At 33.4% G+C, this 26,302-nt stretch carries 28 protein-coding genes, 4 tRNA genes and 1 pseudogene; 18 read left to right on the forward strand and 15 right to left on the reverse strand.

What is annotated here, in order from left to right; translation table 11 throughout:
• Window positions 1-94 precede the first annotated feature (94 nt).
• The 5 genes and pseudogenes from BKH45_RS07230 to BKH45_RS07250 all read right to left on the reverse strand — a co-directional run bounded on the left by BKH45_RS07230 (window position 95) and on the right by BKH45_RS07250 (window position 2,888).
• Complete coding sequence (locus tag BKH45_RS07230) at window positions 95-1,012, reverse strand: hypothetical protein (protein ID WP_095274817.1); 918 nt, start codon at window positions 1,010-1,012, stop codon at window positions 95-97.
• Between the two features lie 375 nt (window positions 1,013-1,387).
• The gene (locus BKH45_RS07235; RefSeq protein WP_095274818.1) at window positions 1,388-1,702 is read right to left on the reverse strand and encodes a type II toxin-antitoxin system PemK/MazF family toxin; all 315 of its coding nucleotides are present in this window, start codon (window positions 1,700-1,702) and stop codon (window positions 1,388-1,390) included.
• On the reverse strand, window positions 1,699-1,947 hold the full coding sequence (locus BKH45_RS07240; protein ID WP_180675696.1) for an AbrB/MazE/SpoVT family DNA-binding domain-containing protein: 249 nt from the start codon (window positions 1,945-1,947) through the stop codon (window positions 1,699-1,701). The genes BKH45_RS07235 and BKH45_RS07240 overlap by 4 nt, the downstream gene beginning before the upstream one ends.
• Window positions 1,948-2,076: 129 nt before the next feature.
• Window positions 2,077-2,439 (reverse strand): annotated as a pseudogene (ssb, locus tag BKH45_RS07245) (single-stranded DNA-binding protein); the annotation flags it as partial.
• Window positions 2,440-2,702: 263 nt separating this feature from the next.
• Window positions 2,703-2,888 carry a hypothetical protein gene (locus BKH45_RS07250; RefSeq protein WP_095274820.1) on the reverse strand — a complete coding sequence of 62 codons (186 nt, stop codon included), beginning with the start codon at window positions 2,886-2,888 and terminating at the stop codon, window positions 2,703-2,705.
• A gap of 112 nt (window positions 2,889-3,000) precedes the next feature.
• On the opposite strand from BKH45_RS07250, the gene BKH45_RS07255 reads away from it, so the two are divergent.
• Window positions 3,001-3,507, forward strand: coding sequence for a YqhA family protein (locus BKH45_RS07255; RefSeq protein WP_095274821.1), 507 nt, complete (start codon window positions 3,001-3,003; stop codon window positions 3,505-3,507).
• Between the two features lie 4 nt (window positions 3,508-3,511).
• Here BKH45_RS07255 and BKH45_RS07260 read toward each other — a convergent pair whose 3' ends face one another.
• The 3 genes from BKH45_RS07260 to BKH45_RS07270 all read right to left on the reverse strand — a co-directional run bounded on the left by BKH45_RS07260 (window position 3,512) and on the right by BKH45_RS07270 (window position 7,109).
• A complete protein-coding gene (locus tag BKH45_RS07260) occupies window positions 3,512-4,825 on the reverse strand; it encodes a hemolysin family protein (RefSeq protein WP_095274822.1) in 1,314 nt (437 codons plus the stop codon).
• 105 nt (window positions 4,826-4,930) lie between these two features.
• The gene (locus BKH45_RS07265) at window positions 4,931-6,511 is read right to left on the reverse strand and encodes an inorganic phosphate transporter (RefSeq protein WP_095274878.1); all 1,581 of its coding nucleotides are present in this window, start codon (window positions 6,509-6,511) and stop codon (window positions 4,931-4,933) included.
• Window positions 6,512-6,746: 235 nt separating this feature from the next.
• Complete coding sequence (locus BKH45_RS07270) at window positions 6,747-7,109, reverse strand: cytochrome c (protein ID WP_095274879.1); 363 nt, start codon at window positions 7,107-7,109, stop codon at window positions 6,747-6,749.
• Between the two features lie 78 nt (window positions 7,110-7,187).
• On the opposite strand from BKH45_RS07270, the gene folD reads away from it, so the two are divergent.
• The 12 genes from folD to nspC all read left to right on the forward strand — a co-directional run bounded on the left by folD (window position 7,188) and on the right by nspC (window position 17,248).
• Window positions 7,188-8,039, forward strand: coding sequence for a bifunctional methylenetetrahydrofolate dehydrogenase/methenyltetrahydrofolate cyclohydrolase FolD (folD, locus tag BKH45_RS07275; protein WP_095274823.1), 852 nt, complete (start codon window positions 7,188-7,190; stop codon window positions 8,037-8,039).
• Between the two features lie 14 nt (window positions 8,040-8,053).
• Window positions 8,054-8,950, forward strand: coding sequence for a signal peptidase I (gene lepB, locus BKH45_RS07280; RefSeq protein ID WP_095274824.1), 897 nt, complete (start codon window positions 8,054-8,056; stop codon window positions 8,948-8,950).
• Window positions 8,951-9,622, forward strand: a complete 672-nt coding sequence (locus BKH45_RS07285) for a site-2 protease family protein (RefSeq protein WP_257874527.1) — start codon at window positions 8,951-8,953, stop codon at window positions 9,620-9,622.
• A 10-nt stretch (window positions 9,623-9,632) separates the two neighbouring features.
• Window positions 9,633-10,070, forward strand: a complete 438-nt coding sequence (gene rpiB / locus BKH45_RS07290; RefSeq protein ID WP_095274825.1) for a ribose 5-phosphate isomerase B — start codon at window positions 9,633-9,635, stop codon at window positions 10,068-10,070.
• Window positions 10,071-10,079: 9 nt separating this feature from the next.
• Entirely contained in the window at window positions 10,080-10,421 is a 342-nt protein-coding gene (locus BKH45_RS07295) for a hypothetical protein (protein ID WP_095274826.1), read from the forward strand.
• Window positions 10,422-10,429: 8 nt separating this feature from the next.
• Entirely contained in the window at window positions 10,430-10,993 is a 564-nt protein-coding gene (locus BKH45_RS07300; RefSeq protein ID WP_095274827.1) for an adenine phosphoribosyltransferase, read from the forward strand.
• Window positions 10,989-11,615: a DedA family protein gene (locus BKH45_RS07305; protein ID WP_095274881.1), complete on the forward strand. Its 627-nt coding sequence runs from the start codon at window positions 10,989-10,991 to the stop codon at window positions 11,613-11,615. The genes BKH45_RS07300 and BKH45_RS07305 overlap by 5 nt, the downstream gene beginning before the upstream one ends.
• A complete protein-coding gene (locus tag BKH45_RS07310; RefSeq protein WP_095274828.1) occupies window positions 11,615-13,057 on the forward strand; it encodes a leucyl aminopeptidase in 1,443 nt (480 codons plus the stop codon). The genes BKH45_RS07305 and BKH45_RS07310 overlap by 1 nt, the downstream gene beginning before the upstream one ends.
• 1 nt (window position 13,058) lies before the next feature.
• Window positions 13,059-14,159 carry a redox-regulated ATPase YchF gene (gene ychF, locus BKH45_RS07315; protein WP_095274829.1) on the forward strand — a complete coding sequence of 367 codons (1,101 nt, stop codon included), beginning with the start codon at window positions 13,059-13,061 and terminating at the stop codon, window positions 14,157-14,159.
• On the forward strand, window positions 14,125-14,997 hold the full coding sequence (locus BKH45_RS07320; protein ID WP_257874536.1) for a radical SAM/SPASM domain-containing protein: 873 nt from the start codon (window positions 14,125-14,127) through the stop codon (window positions 14,995-14,997). The genes ychF and BKH45_RS07320 overlap by 35 nt, the downstream gene beginning before the upstream one ends.
• Before the next feature lie 61 nt (window positions 14,998-15,058).
• The gene (locus BKH45_RS07325) at window positions 15,059-16,024 is read left to right on the forward strand and encodes a chemotaxis protein (RefSeq protein WP_095274830.1); all 966 of its coding nucleotides are present in this window, start codon (window positions 15,059-15,061) and stop codon (window positions 16,022-16,024) included.
• Between the two features lie 9 nt (window positions 16,025-16,033).
• Window positions 16,034-17,248, forward strand: coding sequence for a carboxynorspermidine decarboxylase (nspC, locus tag BKH45_RS07330; protein WP_095274831.1), 1,215 nt, complete (start codon window positions 16,034-16,036; stop codon window positions 17,246-17,248).
• On the opposite strand, the gene BKH45_RS07335 is transcribed toward nspC, so the two are convergent.
• The 5 genes from BKH45_RS07335 to BKH45_RS07355 are packed head-to-tail and all read right to left on the reverse strand — an operon-like array spanning window position 17,245 to window position 22,872.
• Entirely contained in the window at window positions 17,245-17,709 is a 465-nt protein-coding gene (locus BKH45_RS07335) for a tRNA (cytidine(34)-2'-O)-methyltransferase (protein WP_095274832.1), read from the reverse strand. The genes nspC and BKH45_RS07335 overlap by 4 nt on opposite strands.
• A gap of 21 nt (window positions 17,710-17,730) precedes the next feature.
• Window positions 17,731-19,980, reverse strand: a complete 2,250-nt coding sequence (locus BKH45_RS07340) for an endonuclease MutS2 (protein WP_095274833.1) — start codon at window positions 19,978-19,980, stop codon at window positions 17,731-17,733.
• Complete coding sequence (locus tag BKH45_RS07345; RefSeq protein WP_257874528.1) at window positions 19,980-20,399, reverse strand: hypothetical protein; 420 nt, start codon at window positions 20,397-20,399, stop codon at window positions 19,980-19,982. Before BKH45_RS07345 ends, BKH45_RS07340 begins: the two co-directional genes overlap by 1 nt.
• Window positions 20,399-21,733, reverse strand: a complete 1,335-nt coding sequence (gene murC / locus BKH45_RS07350; protein WP_095274834.1) for a UDP-N-acetylmuramate--L-alanine ligase — start codon at window positions 21,731-21,733, stop codon at window positions 20,399-20,401. Before murC ends, BKH45_RS07345 begins: the two co-directional genes overlap by 1 nt.
• Window positions 21,733-22,872, reverse strand: coding sequence for a succinyldiaminopimelate transaminase (locus BKH45_RS07355; protein WP_095274835.1), 1,140 nt, complete (start codon window positions 22,870-22,872; stop codon window positions 21,733-21,735). Before BKH45_RS07355 ends, murC begins: the two co-directional genes overlap by 1 nt.
• A 123-nt stretch (window positions 22,873-22,995) precedes the next feature.
• Between BKH45_RS07355 and BKH45_RS07360 the strand changes: the two genes are divergently transcribed.
• The 5 genes from BKH45_RS07360 to BKH45_RS07380 all read left to right on the forward strand — a co-directional run bounded on the left by BKH45_RS07360 (window position 22,996) and on the right by BKH45_RS07380 (window position 24,106).
• Window positions 22,996-23,070 (forward strand) — tRNA-Gly (locus BKH45_RS07360).
• 91 nt (window positions 23,071-23,161) lie between these two features.
• Window positions 23,162-23,248, forward strand: a tRNA-Leu gene (locus tag BKH45_RS07365).
• A gap of 8 nt (window positions 23,249-23,256) precedes the next feature.
• Window positions 23,257-23,331 (forward strand) — tRNA-Cys (locus BKH45_RS07370).
• Window positions 23,332-23,368: 37 nt separating this feature from the next.
• Window positions 23,369-23,456, forward strand: a tRNA-Ser gene (locus tag BKH45_RS07375).
• Window positions 23,457-23,869: 413 nt separating this feature from the next.
• A complete protein-coding gene (locus tag BKH45_RS07380) occupies window positions 23,870-24,106 on the forward strand; it encodes a hypothetical protein (protein WP_095274836.1) in 237 nt (78 codons plus the stop codon).
• 57 nt (window positions 24,107-24,163) lie between these two features.
• Here the strand turns inward: BKH45_RS07380 and prmC are convergent, their stop codons facing one another.
• Both prmC and BKH45_RS07390 read right to left on the reverse strand, forming a co-directional pair.
• Window positions 24,164-25,015, reverse strand: a complete 852-nt coding sequence (gene prmC / locus BKH45_RS07385; RefSeq protein ID WP_257874530.1) for a peptide chain release factor N(5)-glutamine methyltransferase — start codon at window positions 25,013-25,015, stop codon at window positions 24,164-24,166.
• On the reverse strand, window positions 25,012-26,241 hold the full coding sequence (locus BKH45_RS07390; RefSeq protein WP_095274837.1) for a M48 family metallopeptidase: 1,230 nt from the start codon (window positions 26,239-26,241) through the stop codon (window positions 25,012-25,014). The genes prmC and BKH45_RS07390 overlap by 4 nt, the downstream gene beginning before the upstream one ends.
• Window positions 26,242-26,302: the final 61 nt, after the last annotated feature.

The following is a 26,302-nucleotide window of genomic DNA, read 5'->3' on the forward strand; positions in this document are numbered from 1 at the left end:
CTGATATAGGCTTACCTATAGTAAAAAACGATAGCCAAGGTAATATTAATGCCAGAATTAATCTCATATGAACTCCTTAATTTTTATTTATATTTTAAAACCGATAAGCATAATTGAGTGTGAGGTAGGATTGGGTGAGTAGAGTAAGATTCAACTTTTTAATCCATATATGTGTAGATGATGTATCCGTATACACATCTTTTTGATATATAATCTCTTTTTTAGTTGTCGAACCTAAAATACCTCCTCCTCGCCAGAGGATTTCAAACTGATGGTGTCCGTAGTAATAATGCAAACCTAGCACGCCATAAACATCATTGGCAAAAATATTATTCATCGCAGTTGCAGGTCCTATGTCGTTCGGATATTTGTCATTCTTGTTTTCATCTTTTCCGGCTATATACAAATCAAACTCATCGCCAAGCCCTACATTGAATCCTAAAGTGTGCGCCCCTCTTTGTAGAAAATCCCAAACATATTTCACATCTAAGCCAAACTTAATAGGAATGTAAGAGAAGAGAGCGTGTTGTCCGGGAAGGGGATCATTCTTCCAACTATTTCCAAACCCCGAATACAAATGAGCAGATACTTTTATCCCATGTCTTTGAGATTCTCCGAAATAATGTTGATACCCTCCGACTAAACCCAGATCAAAAGTGGCACTTTTATTAAAAAATACATCTTCTTTATTTTTTCCATCATCAGAATCTGACAGTATGAATGTAACGTTATTTCCTCCTAAACTCCCTTCCACACCTAAGAAAACTCCATTCTTAGAATTGAAGTTTTTAACTTTCTTTTGGTTTTGGGTATTGCTTTGGTTGGGCTGGCTGACTTGGCTTTGACTTGTTTGGTTTGGTTGGAGTTGTTTTTGTTTGTTTTTTAACTCAAGTATTTTATTTTCTTTCTCCAGTTTTTGAATTTGTTCATCTAATTCATCTGCCGGAGCCATACTCACTCCTGCTATTGTTGTTGCCAATAAGGCAGCCATTATTCTCATTATTCTTTTCATTGTGTTCCCTTTTTGATGTTGTTGTTTTTTGATTATAAAAAACTCAAGACTCAATCTGTCTTGTTACAAAGCTGTTTATAATCTATTTTTTCTATCCGGGTTAAAAACTCTCATGAATTTTTTATAATTAAACTAAGTACTTACTAAAATTATCCGGTTATTCTAAATAATTATTTCTTAAAATAAAATTATACTTATTGATATTTATATATTTATTTTAGATTGATTCAATATTTCAAAATCATATAGAAGGTGCTGAAATATCTTTATTAAGGATATTTCAGAATGGAATTTCTTCACCTTCACCTAAAAGAGAAATAATTTCTTCGTGTTTGGCAGAAGATTCTTGAGATTCTTTTGACACCATCATAAAAACTAAAATGCAAACATTGCATTTAAGATCTCACATAAAGCCATACAATCATCAACGCCTAACTCACCTATTTTATTAATAAGCCTGCTTTTATCAACACTTCTTATATGATCACATAACAGCAAGGAAGACTTGTTGTTAAATTGAATTCTTAATCTGCAAGGCAAATCAAAACCTTTTGTTGTTAAAGGAATAACAATTCTTGTATATAAATCATTGAGTTCATCGGGAGAAACAATCACACAGGGTCTGGTTTTTTTGACTTCTTTGCCTTGTGTGGGATCTAAATTAATATACCAAATTTCAAATCGTTTCATTCCCAATCTTTCAAATCCAAATCAAATCTTAAAAATTCATTATCAAAACTGTTTGTATTGTTTTTCAAAGCAGATTTTACCTTATTCTCCCAACCTGATCTTTTGTTTGTTCCAATAGGTTTAATAAGAAGTCCTTCTTTTAAAATCTCAAAGGTTAATTGTGTATTTTGAAGTTTTGTTTTTTCAATATAAGCCTTTGGAATTCTTATACCCAAAGAATTTCCTATCTTAATCAAGGTTGTCATTTTGCTCTCCTTATCCTGACAGATATGTTATTATATTGTATCTACATAAACAGGTTTATATTTATTTTAGATTGATTCAATATTTCAAAATCATATAGAAGGTGCTGAAATATCTTTATTAAGGATATTTCAGAATGGAATTTCTTCACCTTCACCTAAAAGAGAAATAATTTCTTCGTGTTTGGCAGAAGATTCTTGAGATTCTTTTGAGGGTGCTTGGGCATTCTCTTGTATTGGAGTGTCTGAAACACCGGAAGAGACATTGGTTGTTGGGTTTTCACTCCGGGCATTCTCTTCTTGGGCAAGTTCTTGGGTTTGGGCTTTGGTATCCATCATTTGCATGCTTTCAGCCATGATGGTATGCTTGCTTCTTTTTGTGCCATGTTGATCTGTCCAACTCTCCAAACTCAAGCGTCCTTCAATCAAAACTTTCGAACCTTTTCTGAGATATTCATTAGCCACTTCTGCTCCCCTGCCAAAGAGTTTGACATCTTGTAAATTGCCACATAAAACCGAAGTGATTTGAAACTTAAAATCGAAGTGAGGGGCTCACTTCTGTTTTATATGGCAAAAATTAGAATTAAATTAAGCTTAAAATTAAACTTTTTTAATTCTATATCTACTCTATTTTAGATCCGATACAAATACTCCAAATACCAAAGATTCTTTTTTGAGTAAATAAAAAACATCAATGGCTATTCTCTCAATCTCTAAGCCCTTTAGCTTCCTCTTAAGCCTATAACCCCTTCATTAACTTAATCCAAAACTTCAACGGCTAAAATATTGGAATTACGATGACTCCAAATATTAACGATTTTATCTTTATCAAAAACTTCAATAAAATTATCTTGGCAGTCAAATTTTGAAATAGCATTTAATGGGATCTGCGTGGCTATAGGTTCAAAGCCAACTTCTGAGTAATCTTTTGTTTGATGCTTCATTACCCTACATTTTTATTTTTTGAATTTGTTTTTATTTGTTGTTATGGTGCGCATAATAATTGTTGAAATGTTATAATTCCATCTCAGAAACATTTTATTTTCGGAGATTTTGATGGAGTTTTTACAAAAATTGTTTGAAAAATTACTTTGGAATTCAAGACTTTTTATTTTGTTGGCAGTTATTTTGTCAATGGTAGGAGCAGTATTGCTTTTTATTGTGGCAAGTATTGATGTAATTAAGGCTGTAATAAATACTTATAAATATTACTTTAATTTATTAGATCAAGAGTCTGATATACATAATGTTTTGCTGCATATGATTGTCTCAGCGATTGATTTGTATCTGATTGCGGTAGTGCTTTTAATTTTTTCATTTGGACTTTATGAACTTTTTATCAGGAAAATCACTATCAAAGATGATAAAAGTTCAAAAGTTTTAGAAATTCACACCCTCGATCAACTCAAAGATAAATTGGCAAAAGTTATTGTCATGGCATTGATAGTAGCATTTTTTTCAAAAGTTCTTAGTATGGGGATAACCGATGCTAAAGATATGGTATTTTTTGCTTCATCTATATTGGCTATTTGCGTTGGTCTTTATTTTTTGCACAAACATTAGAAGCTTAGGCTTCTTTGAGTTCCTCATCATTTTGTATGCGTATTTTTTTAATTTTAAGTTTTTTGATTCTTGCTCCTTCCATGTCTAAGACTTCAAATTCGCAGTATTTATCACTCACACAATCTCCTATAACGGGGAGTCTTCCAAGCAATCCAAATACATACCCTCCAATTGTAACTTGCTCACATTCATCATCAAATTTCACGTCCATAATTTCTTCAACACTTTCTAAGTCCATTGTCCCATTAAATTCATAGGTATCTTCATCAATACGTTGCATATCTTCACTTTTAAGATCATGCTCATCAGATATATCTCCCATAATCTCTTCAATGATGTCTTCCATTGTTAATAAGCCTGCTGTTCCGCCATATTCGTCAATGACAAGTGCCGTATGGATTTGTTCTTTATTCATTTTGATAAGAATTTGTGAAATAGAAGCGCTTTCAGGTACGATAATCATTTCTCTTACGAGACTTTTCATATCATGTTTATTTGCATCAAATATCGAGCTTGTAAGCAAATCGCGAATATGAATCATTCCAATAATATTGTCTTTATTGCCTTTGCAATAAGGATATCTTGTATGCCTGCTTTCCATTACAATTTGAATATTTTCTTCATAGCTTTTTTCAGTATTTAGGCAAATCATATCTTTTCTGGGGGTCATGATTTCTTTTGCAATAGTATCTGAAAAATCTACGGCATTTTTGATGATTTCACCCTCAATAGAGTCAATGAAACCCCCTTTTAAACTTTCTCCTACAATGATTTTGAGTTCTTCTTCAGAATGTGCATTATCTTGACCTTTTGAAGGTTCTATGCCTATTCTTTTTAAAAAAAATGCAGCCAAAATATCAAAAAGTTTAATGACCGGATAAAATATCACCCAAAATGAGTATAAAGGTCTTGCAACAAAAAGAGCTGCATTTTCAGACTTAGCAATAGCTATTGATTTGGGCACAATTTCGCCCAATACGACGTGTAGAAGAGTGATAAAAGTAAAAGCAACAACAAAGCTAATTGTATGTACAACAATAGGATTAGATCCAAAAAGTTTGTCCAATGGGACACTGAGAATCCTGGCTACTGCAGGTTCTCCAATCCAACCCAACGCTAATGAAGAGAGTGTGATACCAAGTTGAGTGGCACTTAAATAAGTATCCAGTTGATTAGATATTTTTAAAGCTAACTTTGCATTTAATTTATTGGTTTTGGCTAATTCTTCAAGGCGAGTTTTTCTTACCTTGACAATAGCAAATTCAGAGAGGACAAAAAAAGCATTCAAAAAAACTAAAAATATTGCGCAAATAAACATTAAAACCGACTGATACGGGTCCAAACTATTACTCCTTAAATTTTAGGACAACACCTAATAATGAATACATTCTATCATATTATCATAAAATTGTATTTTAATGATTTAAAGTTTAAATCCTACAGCCATTACAATAAAATAAACAATCCCTCCTAATATTGCTGATATTGGCACGGTGATAATCCAAGAAGCAATAATTTTATTAATGGCACTTCGTTTGACAAGCTCATTTTTATAGGCTTTTTTGAGAGATTTTTTTTCTTTTTTATTCAAGGGAGGCAGGAAAGATTTCTTGTTGGTTTTTTTAAGACTTTCCAGCATAATTCCCTTTCTTTTGACGCTTGCTTTATGAAATCTTTGCAAAAACTCTTCAATTGCTTTAGAATCTTTGCCGCTATGGGCTTGAATGATAGTTTGTTGCATTTGGTGATATCTATTTTTAAGATATTCCCTCAAAAATCCCACTCCAAATACTGCTCCAATAGCAATGTGAGTCGAACTCACAGGCAACCCAAGTCCGGAAGCAATCAACACAGTGAGTGCAGCAGACATTGCAATACAAAAAGCCCTTATTTTATCTAATTCAGTAATCTCACTCCCTACTGTTTTGATGAGTTTTGGTCCATAAAGTGCCAATCCTAAGGAAATTCCCAAGCCTCCTACTGCCATAATCCACAAAGGAACATTTGCTGTTTTTCCCACGCTTTGCAAACTCCCCAGGGCTTGATTGATAGCAGCCAAAGGACCAATGGCATTAGCAACATCATTAGCTCCATGCGCGAAACTTAACAAGGCTGCAGCAAAAATGAGAGGGAGAGTGAAGAGTAGATTAATATCTTCTTTGGTATTTTGGAGTGTATTTGCTTTTTTATAAATAAAAGGTTTGGTAATGAAATAAATTGCTAAAGCGATTAAAAAGCTAATTCCTAATGCCGTAGGAAAATCAATTGAATAAATTTTTTTTAATCCTTTTAAAATTAAATATAATCCAAAAGACCAGGTCATTATAAAAATCAGAATAGGGACTACTTTTTTTGCTGCAAGTTTTTTATTTTGTTTGTAAGTAATGGTTTTTTTGATAATCATTAAAAAAACCATTGCAAAAAGTCCTCCCATTAAAGGAGAGATAATCCAACTTGCTACAATTTCCCCAAGCGCCTCCCAATGAGCGACTCCAAATCCTCCCGCTCCAATCCCCGCGCCCAAAATACCTCCAACAATTGAATGCGTAGTCGAAACAGGAGCGCCAATTATTGTGGCTAAATGCACCCAGATTGCACCGGAAATAAGTGCAGCCATCATGACACCAACAAATACTTTAGGGTCGGCTATGCTAAGGGGATCAATAATGCCTGATTTGATAGTATCAACTACATCGCCTCCGGCGATAATTGCTCCACTTGCTTCACAAATTGCAGCAATAATAATTGCCCCTATCAAAGTAATTGCTTTAGATCCTACGGCAGGGCCAACATTGTTTGCAACATCATTTGCGCCAATGCTCATAGCCATATAGCCCCCAACAATTGTCGTAAAAACAAGCAATAAAGGATTAGAAGTATTCCCAAAAGTAAGCCCAATGATAGAAATCAATATTGCAAAGACCATGATAATAGCGACTTTTGAGCTTTCTTTCTGAAATTTTTTATTTACTTTTTGGATTTGATTAATATCTTTTATTTCCACGCTATCTCCAAATAATGCCAATTTAAGATATGATACCAAAAACTTCAATAAGGCAAACTTATATATTTTTTGGTAAGCCGGCATTTTATTACCTACATTATCTAACTTGCTTTATTTTATTGGATTTTATAAAATTTATTTCGTTATATCTGTTGAAGTCAAAACATAGAATTTTAGAAATTGAAATTTATTGAGACCGGAGTTTGGAAATTCTTAATAAATTATACAACCAAAGTTATTTTTTAGAAGTAATATAAAGATAGATAGCCTTTATTTCTTCGTCAGTTAAATTATATCTTGGCATAATGCCTTTATCTTTATTGAGAGCTTTTTTGAAAATATCAAAATCTAAATCATTAATTTTTGGAGTTTTGATAATTTTATTTTTACCTTTGCTTTTGTATTGAGCAATCACTTCGCTTTCTCCATTTTTTCCGTGACATTTTATGCAGCCTATGTTGCGAGGATTTTCATAGAGTTTTTTGCCATATTCTTGAGGGGTGATAAAACTATCATCTTTGGGATTTTGAAGAGAGTAGCAAAAAATAGGGATGAGAGAAAAACCACAAGCATAATAAGCTATTTTTTTATACACCATAGTATTTGTATTTCCTTTAAAGGTTTTAGAAATAGAGTTTTTATTATAATACACTACTTCAATTTTAAAGGTGATAAAATGGTGCTCCTTGATGGAAAATCTTTGGCAGAAACGATTGAAAAACAAATCATTATCCAAACAAATTTTTTGAAAGAAAAAGGAGTTACCCCAACTTTAGCAGTTATTTTAGTTGGAGAAGATCCTGCAAGTTGCGCTTATGTGAGTATGAAAATTAAGGCGTCCGAACGTTGTGGGATTAGATGTATCCCAAAAAAATTATCCCAAAATATAACTCAAAAGGAGTTACTACAGATTATTCAAGATCTTGATAAAGACGAACAAATTGATGGTATTTTAGTCCAACTGCCTTTGCCTAAGCATATTGAAACAAAATTTATTTTAGAGGCGATAAGTTATCAAAAAGATGTTGATGGTTTCCATCCTTTTAATATAGGTAGAATTTTAGCAGGAGTAGAGGCTTTTGCGCCTGCAACTCCATTGGGAGTAATGAATTTACTCCAGCATTATAATATTAATGTGAGTGGCAAAAATGTTGCTATAATTGGGGCTAGCAATATTGTTGGTAAGCCATTAGCTTCTTTGATGTTGAATGCGGGGGCAACTATTAGTGTGTGCCATATCCTTACGCAAGATATTGCATTTTTTACTAAAAAGGCAGATATTGTTTGTGTAGGTGTAGGGAAACCCGGATTAATCCGGGCTGATATGATTCAAGAAGGGGCTATTATTATAGATATCGGGATGAATCGTTTAAACGATGGAAGATTGGTGGGTGATGTGGCTTTTGAGAGTGTGAGTCAAAAAGCAAGTTTTATAACCCCGGTTCCGGGAGGAGTGGGACCAATGACAATTGTTTCATTACTTCAAAATACGCTTTTAGCTGCCAAACAAAGAAAACTTAAAAAATAAAATTAGGGGTTTGAATGAAATTTTTAAAATCTGTTTATAATTTTTGTTCGGGTTGGACAGGGACAATTGTTATTGTCTTGTTTGTAATATTTTTTGTTGCACAGGCATTTATTATACCTTCTCGTTCAATGGTGGGAACTTTGTATGAAGGGGATATGTTATTTGTCAAAAAGTTTTCTTATGGCATACCTACACCTAGAATCCCTTGGCTAGAGATTCCAATTTTTCCTGATTTTAGAGGAGATGGACATATCATAGAAGGCAAAAGACCTCAAAGAGGCGATGTTGTAATTTTTATCCCTCCTCATGAAGAAAAAACATATTTCGTCAAAAGAAATTTCGCAATTGGTGGTGATGAAGTTATTTTTACACAAAAGGGGCTTTATCTTCATCCTTATGAAGGGGATAATTATATAGAGTCTCATTATGATCCCTCAAGAATCACTACGATGTTGGGCAAGAAATTTGTTTTTGAACCTTATTCTTTGGCGCATTTAGGTATTCATTATAAGCATAATAATTCTTCTTATTTTAGAATGGCAGCTATTGCTCAAGATCTTTGGACAAAAGGATTGTTAGGCAGCAATGATGATCCTAATCAAATAGGGATTGCAATGATGCCTATAAATCTTGATGGTCAATTAGCTTTTTACAAAAAAATCGCTCCTGATGAGTTTTTTATGATTGGGGATAATCGTGATAATAGCGATGATTCTAGATTTTGGGGTAGTGTTGCTTATAAAAACATTATTGGCAAGCCATGGTTCATTTATTTTAGCATTAATCTTAAAAATAGTGTAGAAGCAGGGGTGCAAGATAATCCTAAGGCAATCTTTACAATACGGTGGAATCGAATGTTTAAGAGTGTTGAAGGACTTGAGAGTGAACTTAAGAAAAAAGTAGAGGGATAAATGCAAATTTTAAATTCTTTTTTATCTGCAGATATTCTCAAACCTCTTATCATGATAGTGACTTTTTTGATAGCCATCATTGGTCATGAAATCATGCATGGGTGGGTTGCTTTTAAATATGGCGATGACACAGCCAAAAAAATGGGCAGACTAAGCATTAATCCAATCAAACATATTGATCCAATAGGTTCGATCCTCATCCCTTTGATTTTATTTGTTATCCAAGCCCCTTTTTTATTTGGATGGGCAAAACCTGTGCCTATTAATATGAATTTCATTATTCAAAGATGGGGTTATGGGGCGGGAGTGGCAGTAAGTTTGGCAGGAGTAGCTTATAATTTAATTTTGGCTTTGATTGCAAGTGGGATTTTGTTTAGCGGCATTTTTGGAAATGTTTTGGGAGATTGGGAAATCATTATAGTGGCTTTTTTAACACAACTTATTGTTTATAATGTGGTATTAGGTGTTTTTAATCTTTGGCCTATCCCTCCACTTGATGGTTCTCAGGCTTTGGGATTTATTTGTCTCAAATTAGGCATTCAAAGCATTCCAAGATTTTTTTATCAAATAGGCGCTTATGGTACGATGATTATTTTGCTTATTCTGGCCACCCCATTATCAAGAATATTTTTTTATCCAACAGAATTTTTATTGCAATTTTTATTAACATAAAGGATTTTTGATGGTTTATATTTTGGGAACAGATCATGCAGGTATTATTCTTGGAGATTTTGTAAAAAATTATTTAATTTCAAATGGTTTTGAAGTCATTGATTATTCTCCAAAACAAGCCCATAAGGTAGATTATCCGGATTTTGCCCAAAAAGTATGCAAAGAAGTTTTAAAAACAGGAGATGCAAAAGGAGTGTTGATTTGTGGAACAGGTATTGGAATGAGTATTGCTGCTAATCGTTATAAAGGAATCCGAGCCGCCTTATGCTTAGATGCTTATATGGCAAAAATGGCCAGACTTCATAATGATGCTAATATTTTATGTTTGGCAGAACGTATTAGTGGTTTGGGTGAGGTAGAATCAATTATGGAAGCTTTTATCCATACTGAATTTGAAGGAGGAAGGCATGCGTGTAGGGTTTCAAAAATTGAGGATTTTGATTCTTAGGAGTTTATGATGACAAATGTAGCTATAGAGTGGTTTTTAGTTACGGTTTTTATTCTTTTTGTTCTCTATATGATTATTAAGACTTTTTTCTATAAGTCAATCGCAGAAAAAGAAGAAAGAAATTCAGCTTCAATGAAGCTTACCCTTCAAGAAGCTGAAATCTTAATTCAAAAACATCAGTTACAACTTCAAAGAGCATTAGGAAATATTGATATACTTACTCAGGAAATGAATTCATTAAAAAATGAAGTCAAAACACTCAAACAAAGAAATTCTCAATATCGTATTGAAACAGATAAATACAGAAGCAGGATTAAAGATTTGGAGCAAAAAATTGAAGCTCTCTTATAAGGAAAAATATGCATCCATTTTCTAAACAATTTAAAAAAGATTTGCTGGATTCTATCAGAAATATCCCTGATTACCCAAAACCGGGAATTATTTTTCGAGATATCACAACTTTAATCAACTCTCCTTTATTTTCTAAACTCATTGATGCTCTCAAAGAATATTATTCTCCTATGAATATTGATTTTGTTGCCGGAATTGAATCACGAGGGTTTATTTTTGGCGCATCATTAGCCTATGCTTTAAATATAGGATTTGTTCCTATTAGAAAAAAAGGCAAACTTCCTTTTACAACCGTAAGTGAAAAATATACTCTTGAGTATGGTTTTGATGAGATTGAGATCCATATTGATGCCTTTAGAGACTTACAAAAACCGCGGGTATTACTTATTGATGATTTAATTGCTACAGGAGGCACAGCTGCTGCAAGTGTAAAATTAATTCAAAGCGTAGGAGCACAATGTCCGGAGGCTTGTTTTATACTAAATTTGCCCCAATTAGGAGGGATAAAAAAGATCGAAGGTCTCACTAAGGTATTTACAATATTGGATATAGGGGGAGAAAATGGGGATTGAAGAGCACATTATTAGCTTATGGGATACTTATGTTGCTGATTGGGGTTATTTAATTTTATTTTTTTGGAGTATTTTAGAGGGTGAGTTGGGATTAATTTTTGCTGGAATTGCTGCCCATACAGGGCATATGAATGTTTTTTTAGCTATATTTGTCGCAGGTCTTGGGGGATTTGTGGGGGATCAGATTTATTTTTACATTGGCAGGTTCAACAAGGGCTATATTCAAAAACATTTAAAAAAACAACGTAGAAAGCTTGCTTTAGCGCATTTGTTGCTTCAAAAGCATGGTTGGCCTATTATTTTTATTCAAAGATATATGTATGGGATGCGAACCATTATCCCAATCAGTATTGGGCTGACGCGCTATAGTGCATTGAAATTTGCTTTGATTAACCTTATTAGCGCATGGGTTTGGGCAGGGGTTACGATTTTATTGGCATGGTTTTTGGGTGAGGAGATTTTGCATATATTGTCGTGGCTCAAACATCACCCTTATATTTTTGTTATTCTGGCAATAGCATTTTTGGGGTTTGTGGTTTGGTATTTTAATTCTCATACAAAAAAAATTGATAAAAAAATTCAAAAAATTCAATCTCAATTAGAAATTAAAAAGGAAAAATAATGTTAAAAATTAATCTTAAAAAAACGAGTTTCAAGGAAACAAAAGCGGATTTAGCTCTTGTTTTTGTCATCAACAAAAATTTCAAACATGCTTGGATAGAGCCTAAGATTTTAAAAGAATTTGCTTATGAGGGAGAAGGGATATTTTTTGATCAATTCAATAAAATCATTTATATCGGAGTAGAATCCTTGGATATAGATATCTTCAGAGAGGCGAGCACACAAGCTCTCAGATTTATCAAAAAATTACCTTTCAAAAGTCTAAAAATAGGAATTTATGGTAATGAAGAGATGATGGAAGGAATTTTTTTGGGCTTATTGGTAGGGATGTATGATTTTAATCAATATAAAAGCAAAAAGATTATCCCTGCGCTTAAAGAAATTTTTGTTTCTTATGAAAGCTTTGATAAAAAAACACCCCCATCGCTTCAAGTATTGCAAAAATCTTTGGATAAGGCTCTTATTTTAGCCCAAAGCATCATATTGGTTCGAGATGCTATCAACACTCCTCCGGAAGAAGCTACTCCTATGTTTCTTGCGCAATTAGCTCAAAAAATAGCCAAAGAAAATTCTCTTGAATGTCATATTGGAGATGAAAAATTTTTGAAAAAAGAAAAAATGGGAGCTTTTTTAGCAGTCAATCGAGCTTCTGTGCATCCTCCAAGATTGATTCATTTGATTTATAAAACCAAAAAACCTAAGGCCAGATTTGTTCTTGTAGGCAAGGGATTGACTTATGATAGCGGAGGATTGAGTTTGAAACCTGCTGATTATATGGTAACTATGAAAGCTGATAAAAGCGGGGGTTGTGCGGTTCTTGGAATTATTGATGCTTTAGCAAAAATGAAAATAGATGCAGAGATACATGCAATTGTGGGGGCTACTGAAAATATGATTGGAGGGAATGCCTATAAACCTGATGATATTCTTCTTAGTCGCGAGGGTAAAAGTATTGAAGTAAGAAATACAGATGCAGAAGGAAGACTTGTTCTGGCAGATTGTTTGAGTTATGCGCAGGATTTAAAACCGGATTATTTGATTGATTTTGCAACACTTACCGGGGCTTGTGTTGTTGGATTGGGTGAATATACCAGCGGTGTAATGGGGCATAATGAAGAGTTAAAAACTCATTTTGAAAATATGGCTTTAAAATCAGGAGAGCTTGCTACAAAATTGACTTTTAACAGACACCTCAAAAAACTTATAGAATCAAAAATTGCTGATGTGTGTAATGTCGCTTCTTCCAGGTATGGGGGAGCAATTACTGCGGGGATGTTTTTGAGTGAGTTTATCCGTAAAGAATACAAAGATAAATGGCTGCATATTGATATAGCCGGTCCTGCTTATGTAGAGAGAGAATGGGATATTAATACATATGGTGGAAGTGGCGCGGGGGTGAGGGCATGTGTGGAATTTGTGCTTGATATAATCAAAAAGGATTAAAATGGGACTCTCAATTGGAATCGTAGGTCTGCCTAATGTAGGTAAATCAAGCACTTTTAACGCACTTACAAAAGCACAAAATGCTCAATCTGCAAACTATCCATTTTGCACGATTGAACCTAATCGTGCTGTAGTTAATGTCCCTGATGTTAGGCTTTTTGAGTTGGCAAAAATTGTTCAACCCGAAAGAATTTTGCATTCTGTTATCGAATTTGTCGATATTGCAGGGCTTGTTAAAGGGGCAAGCAAAGGTGAAGGACTGGGAAACCAATTTTTAGCAAATATTAAAGAAAGCGATGCAATTTTGCATATTGTGCGTTGTTTTGAAGATTCAAATATCGTGCATGTCGAAGGTAGAATTAATCCTATTGATGATATTGAAATTATTGAGCTTGAGCTTTTATTAGCTGATATTGATACGCTTAACAAACGCATTGAAAAACTTCAAAGGCAAACCAAATCCGATAAAGAGGCAAAGAATTTCTTAGAATGTGCTTTAAAATTATTACAACATTTAGAAAATAACCACCCGGCTAGAACTTTTGAATTTAGAGATACAGAAGAGTTTATAGGACTTAACAAAGAACTTAGATTTTTAACTTTTAAAGAAGTGATTTATGGGGCTAATGTCAGTGAAGAATATATTGCTTCAGAGAATAAATATTTCAAAGAAGTAAAAGAATATGCACATAAAAACCATGCTGAAGTTATTAGAATTTGCGCTAAACTTGAAGAAGAAATGGTGGGTATGGAGGAGGATGAACGCAGTGAGTTTTTGCATACTTTAGGGTGCCAAGAGAGTGGGTTGGAACAAATTATCAAAAGAGGATTTGCCAAACTGGGATTGATTAGTTATTTTACTGCAGGTATCAAAGAAGTGCGTTCTTGGACAATCCATAAGGGGGATAGTGCCCCTGTAGCTGCAGGTGTTATCCATAAGGATTTTGAAAAAGGTTTTATTAGGGCAGAGACGATTGCTTATGAGGATTTTGTCAAATATGGTGGGGAATCCAAAGCAAAAGAAGCAGGGGTTATGAGGGTAGAAGGCAAGGATTATATTGTTAGAGATGGAGATGTTATGCACTTTAGGTTTAATGTTTAAGTTTAAAAAAATTTATATTGAGCTTAGTGATATTTGTGGGTTAAATTGTAGTTTTTGCCCTAGCCAAAAAAATATTCGCAAAATCATGGATATTGCATTATTTCAGAAAGTTTGTGAGCAAAGCGTGGGTTTGACCCAAAGTATTGCTTTTCATTTGTTGGGCGATCCTTGTATTCTTAAAAATCTTAAAGATTATCTAAAAATTGCTAAAGATTATGGGCTTAAAGTAGATTTGGTTACAAGTGGGGTTTATTTAAGACATGATATGTTTGATTGGCTTGTTTGTGATCCTATAGCGCAACTTTCCTTATCGTTAAATGCAGGATTTGATAGGAACAATCAAGATAGGGTGAGTAAAAATTATCTTGAGAATATTTTGAGTTTATGCCGCTATAAGATTTTCAAAGATAGCGCCGGGTTTATTAATCTTAGGTTACAAGATAGCACATTAGAGGAGCTTTTGTGGTTGAAACAAAAAATTCTTAGAGAATTTGGAATTCTTGATGATAATACAAAATCACGTTTTAGACTTGGAAAAAAGGTATTTTTAAATATTACCAAAACATTTCAATGGGCAAATCCGAATTCAAAAGTATTCTCTCAATCGCATAAATATTGCCATGGATTGATTGCTCAAGTGGGGATTTTGGCTGATGGGAGTGTTGTGCCTTGCTGTATTGATGCGCAAGGAGTTATTAAATTGGGTAATCTCAAGGATCAAAAATTAATAGATATTCTACAATCCGGGCGTGCTCAAAACATCAGAGAAGGTTTTATGCATAACCAAGCTGTTGAAAAGCTCTGTATTCATTGTTCTTACCCGGCAAAGAAATCATAAAGTTTTTTGAAATAAAACTATGATATGATATAAAAATTTATATTGCATGCGAGGGAAAAGTATGTCAAATCTGTCTCAAATTGATCAAGTTACAAGTTTGCATAAAAATAATGAACTTCAATTATTGTGTTTTCGTCTACAAAAAGATAAAGATTTGTATGCTGTGAATGTGTTTAAGATTCGAGAAGTTGTGAAGTATGATGGGACGCTGACTATTGTTAGTCATGAAAAAAGTTCTTTGATAGAAGGGCTGATCACAATTAGAGAGCTTACAATTCCACTTATTGATATGAAAAAATGGTTTTATTATGATGATAAAAATAAAAATAAAGATTTGACGCCTTATAAAATCCAACGTGAAGAAAATGAGCATGATATTATTATGATTTGTGAATTTTCTCAATGGACAATTGGCGTAAGGATTTATGAAGCTGATCGCATTTTGAATAAGAAATGGACTGAAATGGAGCAAAGCGCAGGTATAGGAGGCACTGGAAGTAATAATAAATTAGTCAGTCGCACAAGATATTTTGATGGAAGGCTTGTACAAGTTGTGGATATTGAAAAAATGCTTGTAGATGTTTTTCCATGGATTGAAGAAGAAAAACAAGAAGAGTTAAAAAAGGTTAGCCAAGTTAAAACAAACAAAGTTATTTTGCTTGCTGATGACAGCCCTAGTGTTTTAAAAACTATGCAAATTATTTTAAACAGAATTGGAGTAGCCCATAATGATTTTATTAATGGGCAAAAGTTGCTTGATTATTTGTTTGCTCCAACTACAGAGATTGAAAATATTGGTATGATTATTACAGATTTAGAAATGCCTGAGGCCAGTGGATTTGAAGTTATTAAACAAGTCAAAAATAATCCCTTAAGTGCCCATATTCCGGTTGTGGTAAATTCGTCTATGAGCGGGAGTAGCAATGAAGAAATGGCAAAGTCCTTAAATGCCGATGATTTTGTATCCAAATCTAATCCTATTGACATTGAAAGGTCCATCAATCAACTCCTTATCCATAAACAATAAAGAGCAAATATGAAATTTTTTGATATACCCTCTCCATGTTATGTTCTTCAGGAAGAAAAACTCAAGTATAATTTGGAGATTTTAAATAATGTGCGCCAACATAGTGGCGCAAAAATACTGCTTGCTTTGAAGGGTTATGCTTTTTGGAGGAGATTTGAGCTTGTCCGAGAATATCTTAATGGTTGTTGTGCCAGTGGTATTTATGAGGCATTACTTGCTTTTGAGGAGTTTGGAGGTAGAGAAATCAAGAAAGATATTTGTGTTTTTAGTCCTGCTTATAAAGATTTTGAAATCCAACAGCTTCTTGGTATTGCTACGCATATTATTTTTAATTCTTTTGCCCAGTGGCAGAAGTATAAAAATAAAATAGAAATTAAAAATAAACAACTCCAATCTTTGGGTTTCACTAAGATTGAAGTAGGATTACGTCTTAATCCCCTTTATAGCGAAGTACAACCCCCTATTTATAATCCTTGCATCAAAGGTAGTCGTTTAGGAATTACCCCCGGTGAGTTTGAAAAAGGGGTAAAAGAATTTGGTCTTGAGGGGATTGAGGGATTACATTTTCATACTCATTGTGAGCAAAACTCAGATGCACTTTTTAGGACATTGGGGCACTTTGAAAAATATTTTAGCCCTTATATTCCTCAAATGAAATGGGTAAATTTTGGCGGGGGGCATCATATCACGCGTGCTGATTATGATATAGAAAAACTAATTGATATTCTCAAGGATTTTAAAGCGAGATATTGTAATACAGATGTTTTTTTAGAACCTGGAGAAGCCATAGGTTGGCAAAGTGGATTTTTGATTGGAGAGGTTATTGATATTGTTTGGAATGGGATGTATATTGCTATTTTAGATGTAAGCGCGAGTGCGCATATGCCTGATTGTTTGGAAATGCCCTATCGTCCGAATGTAAAAAAAATTTCTCTTATAGATAAAAAAGAAGTTTTTGAAGAAGATAAGGGAGTCAATAAAGCTAAGTATGCTTATCGTTTTGGGGGTCATACTTGTTTAGCCGGAGATATTATTGGGGATTATAGTTTTGATAGTGAGCTTAAAATTGGGGATAGAATTTTATTTGAAGATATGATGCACTATAGTATTGTCAAAAATAATACTTTTAATGGTATGCCTTTGCCTGGTTTGGGGACAATTCAAGAGGATAAATTCATACTTCTAAAAAGTTTTGATTATAATAATTATAAAGATCGTAATTAAAAATGCAGATAATTTTTGCTTTGTCTGATAGCTTCATATAGGACTGCTCCTACAGCAGTTGCAAGATTAATGCTTCTTGTTGTTGATACCATGGGGATTTTAAGATTTTGGTTAGGATATAAAGAGAGAATATTTGGTTCAATACCTGCATCTTCTCTGCCAAAATATAAGAAACACTCATCGCAAAAATCAGCTTCATAATAATTTTTTTGAGCTTTTGTGGTGAGAAAGAAATGTTGTTTATCAACACGGTGGGCTTCCCAAAATTCTTGTATATTTTGCCATTCTTGGACTTGGAGTTTTTCCCAATAGTCCATTCCGGCTCTTTTAAGAGATTTCTCATCAATAAAAAATCCCAGAGGATGGATAAGGTGTAATCTGGCATTTCCGGCTACACAAAGTCTGCCAATATTGCCTGTATTTTGAGGAATTCTAGGTTGTATAAGTATGATATTTATCATCAATAGCCCTTTATGTCTTAGTTATAATCGAATCAATTTAGCTCCAAAACCTCCCATTTGTGGAGGTGCATCACAAAAGCTAATCACTTTTGGGTGGGAAGAAAGAAATTCTTTAACACAAAAAGATAATTTTCCTGTTCCAATTCCGTGATAAACAATTACTTCATCAAATCCGGCAATAAGTGCATCTGATAAAAATTTATCCAGTTTTTCTATAGCTTCTTGACTTCGGAGTCCATGTAAGTCAAGACTCACATGAGCATTATTTTGATAATTGATGTTAATTTTTGGAGAGCTTGCAGGGATGGGGCGATGGTTTGGAATGATTTTGAGTTTGGTGGCACTTGTTTTTAATCGCACTCCACTATCAAGTTCAATAAGATACATATCCCCATTTTTACCAATAACGCTGCCTTTTTGAGATCCATGTTTGATTCTATCGCCTATTTTGATTTCTTTATAATTTGGAGGAATGGAAGTGAGAATATTGTGTTGATTTTTAAAATTATTTAAAATTTTATTTGCATTATTGATGCCTCTGTGAATATCGCTTGTTTCTTTGCTTTTGGCTATTTCTTTAAGTTTATCAAGGGCTTGCGTATAAGATGTATGCAAGAGATATTTTTCTTTTTCATAATCATTCTTGAGTTTTTCTATGATATCTTGTTGTTCTTGTTTTTTTCTTTCATATTCAGATATTTTATCTTGTAGTTGTGTTGTTTTTTGTTTGAGTGCCATTTCAAGTTGGGTGGATTTTTCAATCAATTCATTGAGTTTTTCTTTATCTTCTCCATAGATTTTTTTGGCTTGAGTGATGAGATTTTCAGGGATGCCATATCTTTTAGCGCTTTCAAAGGCATAACTTTTGCCAATACTTCCATGCAAAAATTCATAAGTGGGGATTTGCCTTTTTTCATCAAAAATGGCTGCGCATATTTGGATTCTACTATCATTTGCCATAAGAGCAGCCAGTCTTTTGTGGTGTGTTGTGATGATTATTTTTGCTTGTTTGTTGAGTAAGAATTCAAGTAGGATTTTATAAAGACTTGCCCCTTCATCTGCATCAGTGCCTAATTCAATTTCATCTATACCAACAATCAAGTCTTGAGTATTCAAAATCTGACTAAAGTTGAGCATACGCCCTGCAAATGTTGAAATATCATTTTTGCTGTTTTGAGGATCAGAAATGATGGCAAATATATTTTTAAAATTGGCAATTTTGGAATGATGAGCATTGATTTTCATAGGCAATAAATATTTAGAGAGAAAAACACTTGTTAGAATGGATTTTAATAGCATTGTTTTCCCCCCGGCATTTACGCCTGTAACCATCAAAAGCCCGGATCGAAATTCAATGTTAATAGGTTTGGGATGAGTTAATGCAGGATGGACAAAGTCTTTTAAAATGATTGTTTTATCTGTTGTTTGGGTATTGACAAATTCTAAATTGTATGTTTTGGCAAAACAAACTCTTGCTTGTAAATGATCAAATTTATCAAATTCTTTGTTAATAAAATTTAAGAATAAAATGTTTTTATGGAATAAAGTAGAAATATTTTTGCAAATTTCATACAGATAATCTTGGAGTTTATCATTAAGTTCAGAAATTTTTTGATGAATACTATAAACTTGATTAGGTAATAAATAGAAAAATCCACTTTGAGACCTGGAGATAATGATGCCTTTAATGGCATGATTAAATCCTGCTTTTAATAATAAAGTTTCATTGGTATTGATGTAGTGAATTTGTTTATCTACAAGATAAGGAGCAAGTTTGGCGCTTGCAAGAATTTCTGATAATGTTTTTGAAATCTCCTCTTTTTGTCTTGAAATAGAAAACATTAGACTGTCAAGCTCTTCATAGACACCGTTTTTGATTTCACAAGATTCGGTAAAAATTTTTGTAAGTTTGCTTAAAGATTCAGGAATAATAATATTTTGTAAATATCTATGAAGATGCATTTCTTCTGTAATATTGTCTAAAGATTTAAGGTAGAGAAAATAACGAATAATTTTTATAAATTCAAAAATCTCTTCAAGTTTTAAGACACCAAATTTTTTGAGTTTCAAGATAAAGGTATCTAGTGATTCTATCTTGGGTGGAGGAGTGAAGATAATCTTATCGAGTTCATGAATAAGACTTATGAGAGGAGATTTATCTCCTTGCAAATGTAGGGGTTTTGGACGAGCAAAAAAACCATTAAATTGATTTATAAAATCACAAAGATCAAGCTTGCCAATGAGATTCTCATAATGATAATTTTCTTGCATTAGTCTCTTTGTAACTCTTCTTCAAGGCTTTTAGATGTGGTATCTTGATCTTGGGGCAGATCTTGTTTTTGAATAATATTGCATTTGTCTAAGGGGACGATAATATTGTTCATAGGAGTATTTTTTTTGCCAATAAAACTAAGTGTGCCTGTAACAAGATTGAAATTTTCTTTGTTGATGATAATACCATTGCATTCTAAAGATTCTCCTCTTTTGAATGCTGTTTGAAGCATAAAATCTTTCCTATCGGACTGGCTTTGAAAATAACTATATAAGGCAATTAAAATACCAAATACAATCAATGTGCTTAGGGAGATTAATTTTTGTTTGGGTGTGATAACGCCAAAATCTCTAAGAATAAAATATAAAAGCGCCAGCGTAAGCAAAAGCACCAAAAAAATTGCCAATAATGCAGACATTATTTTTCCCCCCTTAATTGATAGGTAATATCTCCTGCTCCAAGTCCTACTGCAATACCCTCCTCAATAGTTTTAATGATTTTATTTTGGGATAAAAGTGCGATTTGATTGCCTTGTTTGTGAATTTTATCGACAAAAATAGGACGGTATTGATTGAAGAGTTTTTTCATGTCTATCAAGACTTCTTTTTCACCTGCTTTCCAAACCGGAAGAATAATAAGTTCATCGCAGTTTTGTTCAAAACACTTTTGAAAACCTTCTAAATTATCTAAAAGTCTTGAATATTTATGTGGCTGCCAAATAACAATAATTTTGTTTTGTCCTTTTAGATTAGAATAAATTTTTACTGCATCAAGTGTGGCTTTGATTTCAGTGGGGTGATGGGCATAATCATCAATCAAAGTTAATCTACCTTTTTGAAGGATATCAAAACGCTTTTTAATACCCTTAAAGTTTTTTAGATTATCTCTAATAGTTTGAATAGAGAGTTCCGGGCTTGCAGCTAAAATAGCTAAAGAGGCATTTAGGGCAGTATGTTCTCCAAATCCCCAAACTTCAAATGCACCTAAATCTCTAAGTTCAAATTGTGTATAAGGCTCATCATCTCTAAGAATATAAGAAATATTTTTAATATCTTCAGAGGGAGAAAGCTTGATAGCTTCTAAATTAAGGGTAGCCAAAAATGGATCTTCAATATTGATGCAGCATTTACAAGCAGAGGATAAAAATTGCTTATAAGCATCATAAAAAATATCTAAATCATAGTTATAGCTTTCCATATGTTCGGGTTCGGCATTGGTTACGATAGCGCAATAAGGATTGGAATTTAAAAAACTCTTGTCAGATTCATCTGCCTCAAAGACAATGTTTTGACTTTCTATTTCTCTGACATTAGAACCATATTCTTTAGTGTCTGCTCCAATAATAGCTCCAAAATGAGGGAATATAGCACTAAGCATTGCGCTTGTTGTGCTTTTGCCATGAGCTCCACAAATGCTAAATACTCGTTTATTGCCCAAAATAAATTCTAATGCCTCTTTTCTGGATAAAACAGGGATTCCTTTTTTGGCAGCTTGAAGTATTTCAATATTATCCGGTTTAATAATAGCAGAATGAATCACAAGGTCTTGATCTTTGAGAGCATCTTGACTGTGGGGAATTGTAATGGGAACACCCATAGATCGAAGATACTTTGTTGCACTTCCTTCAGCTATATCAGAACCTGTAATTTCTGCTCCTTGGGCTTTAAGGTATTTGGCAAGTCCTGAAATGCCAATACCCCCAATACCGATAAAATGAATTTTTAAATTATTAAAGTTTTTTTTAAGAGTCATTAAATACCTTTTTTGAGATAAGAATACAAAAATTTACAAAGGATTTCTAAGGTTTGTCTAAGAATATCTTCTTCATAAACAAGGGCAATACGCACATAATTTTTACCTATATGATTTCTACCCAGAAACGATCCCGGAAGCACCAAAATCCCTTCTTCTTCATAAAGTTTTTGTGTAAAATCAATATCATCCCCAACTTCAAGCCATAAATAAAAGCTATAGGGATAGATGGTTGCATTTGGAAATATTGTTTGGGCAATTTGAAGATTTTTGGCATATTTTTGGCGAATTTTTTCACTCTCTTGTGTGTCTTGCCAAGCCTTTGCTCCAGCTCTTTGAAGAGGATTTGGGATTGCGCAGCCTGTATAGGTACGATATTTTTGATAATCTTTCAAAATCACTTCATCTCCACTTACAAAACCACTTCGCAACCCGGGAGCGCAAGAGCGTTTTGAAATAGAATTAATAGAGAGGATGTTTTTGAAACTTGTATTCCCGATAGCATAAGAAGCCTCTAGAATCCCTGCAGGGGGTGAAGATTGGTAAATTTCGCTATAACATTCATCGTTAATCAAAATAAAATCATATTCTAAAGCCCATTGTACCCACATCTTAAGCTCATCTAAAGTGAGTGTAGAGCCTGTAGGGTTGTTGGGTGAGTTGAGGATCACCAGATTGACTTGTTTTTTTTGTTCTTGTGTGAGGATTGGTTTGAAAGCGTTGTGTTTTTCCAGATTCATATAAATTGTTTTGGCTCTTGAACAAATAGCCGCCCCTTCATAAATTTGGTAAAAGGGGTTGGGGTAAGCCATGATGGGATGAGGTAAATCAAAAAGTAAAAATTGGGGCAAATTAAAAAGCACCTCTCTTGTTCCAAAAGTTGGGATAAGCTCAGAAGGTTTGAGAGTAATTTTAAATCTTTTTTTTACAAAATCTAATTGGGCTTTTTTGAGATAATCTTCCCCTGAGGTTTTGGGATAAAAACGCAACTCACCGGCAGAATCTTTAAGTTGTTTTTGAATAAAATCAGGAGTTTGAAATTGAGGTTCTCCAATGGTGAGGGAGACTCCTTTTTTTTTGGGCGCGATAGAATGGAGTAAATCTTTTAGTCTTTCAAATGGGTAGGGTTGGAAATTCACGTTGATTTTCTCCGGTCTTGGTATTCTAAAAGGTTATTGTATATAAAATTTTGTAATTTTTTGCTTTTAGCCTTGATTTTTTATAAAAGGGTTGCTAGAATTATGCCCTTGATATTATGATTTGCGGGAATAGCTCAGTGGTAGAGCACAACCTTGCCAAGGTTGGGGCCGCGGGTTCGATCCCCGTTTCCCGCTCCATAACTTCAATAGCTTCTTGTATTATCATAGAATCTTGATTTGCTTTATCGTAAGTTTGGGTTAATCTTGAAGTTAGGTTAATTTAAATAATGCCCGGGTGGTGGAATGGTAGACACAAGGGACTTAAAATCCCTCGGATATTGCTTCCGTGCCGGTTCAAGTCCGGCTCCGGGCACCACCTAATGGGGCGACATAGCCAAGTGGTAAGGCATGGGCCTGCAAAGCCTTGATTCCTCGGTTCGAATCCGAGTGTCGCCTCCAAAATTTTTTTGAATCCTTGATTTAATTGTTTGAAATACGGGAGATGGCTGAGTGGTTGAAAGCGGCGGTCTTGAAAACCGTTGAGGGTAACACCTCCGGGGGTTCGAATCCCTCTCTCCCGGCCACCGCTTTTACGCATAGTTTCATGCTTTTTCTACGCTTTTTTAAACTTCATTTTTAATCATTTTGATTCATTGAATTCCTTCATACGAACTTTCTTGAAGTTAGATTTTTTGAATGCCACAAGTGATTTGGTGGATCTATCACATCCTTTTAATCATTTTAAGCTTTTAAGAAATGATTTTATCTAATATATCAAAAAGCGATCATTAATAAGAATATTTTAAATCATATTACTATTAGATAATAAACTTCATTTTTATATATTTTGCTAAAAATAGATATAAAACTTCTTTTATGGTACTTTTTTACTCATCAATACTATATTTATTCTTTAATTTATAAATATTACTCTATTTATAAAGTATAAAATTAATTTTTTTTGATAAAATTAATAAAATATATTAAGGATAATTAAATGCTTAAAACTATTTTAATTAGTGGTGTTTTTTTAATCGTAATTTTTTTATTAATGCCCGACAATAGGACACTCAATGATTTGGGTATTAAAATGATTGGTCTATATTTTTTTGCAGGGATTGTTTATTTTCCCATAGTGATTATTTTATGGTTATTTTTCAATATAAGATCGCCTATCGGAATTATTGATGATTTTATTTACGAAAAATTTCTAAAAAAATGGTTTTTGTCATAAGTCTCCAATAGAAATATTCTTATAATCTTTGTAATTTCTGAGTCGTAATTGTAAAAACTAGTCCCTCAAAATAGCAACAAATCCTCTATCTAAACCACTCAAATCTTTATAAAATTCCCCATCATAACCATGATCTTGCAGATAATGATCAAAAGTTTCTTTTTGATCATATCCCATTTCACAAGCTAAAAATTTGATTCTTTTTTTGGCTCCAAGTTTGATGATATTCTTTAGAATTTCATCACCGCAAATACCCCCAAATAAAGCTATTTTAGGTTCATAAAGCACATTTTTTTCTAAAGGATAATCTTGGGCGATATAAGGGGGATTAGATACCAAGAGATCAAAATCTCCTTCTATACCATCAAGCAAGTTTGTACACACAAGATTTATGCGTTCTTCAAGGGTATTTTTACGGGTACTGAATTGTTCAATATTAGTCTGAGCAACTTCAATAGCCAGATTAGAAATATCTGTTGCTGTGATTAAAATATCTAAATTTTTTAATGCCAATGTAATAGAAATAATACCGCTCCCCACGCCAATTTCAGCAAGAGTTCTAATGGAATAATTTGCCATTAAATTTTGGACCTTTTGCACTAATATTTCAGTTTCAGGTCTGGGGATCAAAACTCTTTGATCTACATAAAATTTTTCACCATAAAAACTTGCGCTTTGAATAATATATTCAATAGGCTCTCCTCTGATTCTGCGACATACGCAACCCATAAATTCTCTTAATTCACACTCATCAACTTCACGTTCTCCCCAAGTGTGCAACCACTCCCTTGTGCAATCCATCACAAACCCCAAAAGCAATTCTGCTTCAAGTCCTATGCGAACATTTTCGTTATAACTACAATTTAAAAATTCTCTTTTGGCATAACCAAGGGCTTGAAAAATATTCAATCTACCCCTCCTCCCTGATAATCTAGCGCCCTCAGTCTCTCAAGTAAAGGCGGATGAGTATAATAAAAAAATATATAAAGCGGGTGTGAGCAGGGAAAAGCTTTGTTTTCATTAACAAGTCGTATTAGCGCCTCTGCCAAAGCACGTTTATTTGTAAGCTCAGCGCCATATTCATCAGCGCCATATTCTGCTTTTCTGCTAAAATACCCAATAATAGGCATTGCCCAAAAAGATACTACAGGAGAGATTAAAAGTAAAAAAACAATCATTGTCGCGGGGTTATATTCTATGCCTATTGAATTAAATAATTCTTGAGGTAAATTCCCTGCAATAAAAAATAAAATAAATAAAACAATCCCCATAATAACAATATTTTTCAAAATATCTTTATGCTTAAAATGCCCCAGTTCATGTCCTAAAATTGCCAATAACCCTTCTTGGCTGACTTTTTGCAAAAGAGTATCAAATAAAACTACCCGCTTAGATTTTCCCAAACCTCCAAAATAAGCATTTAGCCTACCATCACGCCTACTGGCATCCATTACAAAAATTCCACTTGCCCTAAACCCCACCTTTTTCATCATATATTCTATTTGTTCGCGTAAATTATCATCATTTAAGGATGTGAATTTATTAAAAATAGGGGCAATCAAAATAGGATAAAGCACATTTGCTAAAATGGCCAGCATGAAAACCAATAAAAAACTATACACCCACCAATAATAAAAATTTTCTATAATTTCAATCAATAAAAATACCACAATACCGGCTATGATTATAAGCATTGCAAATTCTTTTAATGTATCTTTTATAAACAAACTCAAAGTGCCTTTAGCAAAACCATATTTTTTATCTAATTTCATAGTTACATAAAAACTCATTGGAATAGAAATAATTGCCCCAATAATTAGGAAAATCAAAACATATGTTAAAAAATATACATTTTCAAAAATATCCCACTCTTTAAGAAAATTCTCAAGCCCAAAAAGTCCAATTCCAATCCACAAAACAAAAACAACTGCTTCAATAATGTTTTGAATAATAGAAACTCTAAGCTTCGCCAAAGAATACTCTCCTGCCTCCTGCCAGTCCTTTGGAGATAAGATAATGGGATTTTTATTGATATGAGAATTGATATGCTTGAATTGAAGGCAAGACAAAACAATGCTAGGGAATGTATAAAAAACAATAAAGATAAATCCTAACAAATAGAGCATATACACCATCCACTTTTAATTTTAAAAAATTCTACACTAAAAGCATAAATCCTTTTGAAATTAAATCACT

The organism is Helicobacter sp. 11S03491-1, from assembly GCF_002272835.1.
In the GTDB taxonomy this organism is placed as follows: Bacteria; Campylobacterota; Campylobacteria; order Campylobacterales; family Helicobacteraceae; genus Helicobacter_J.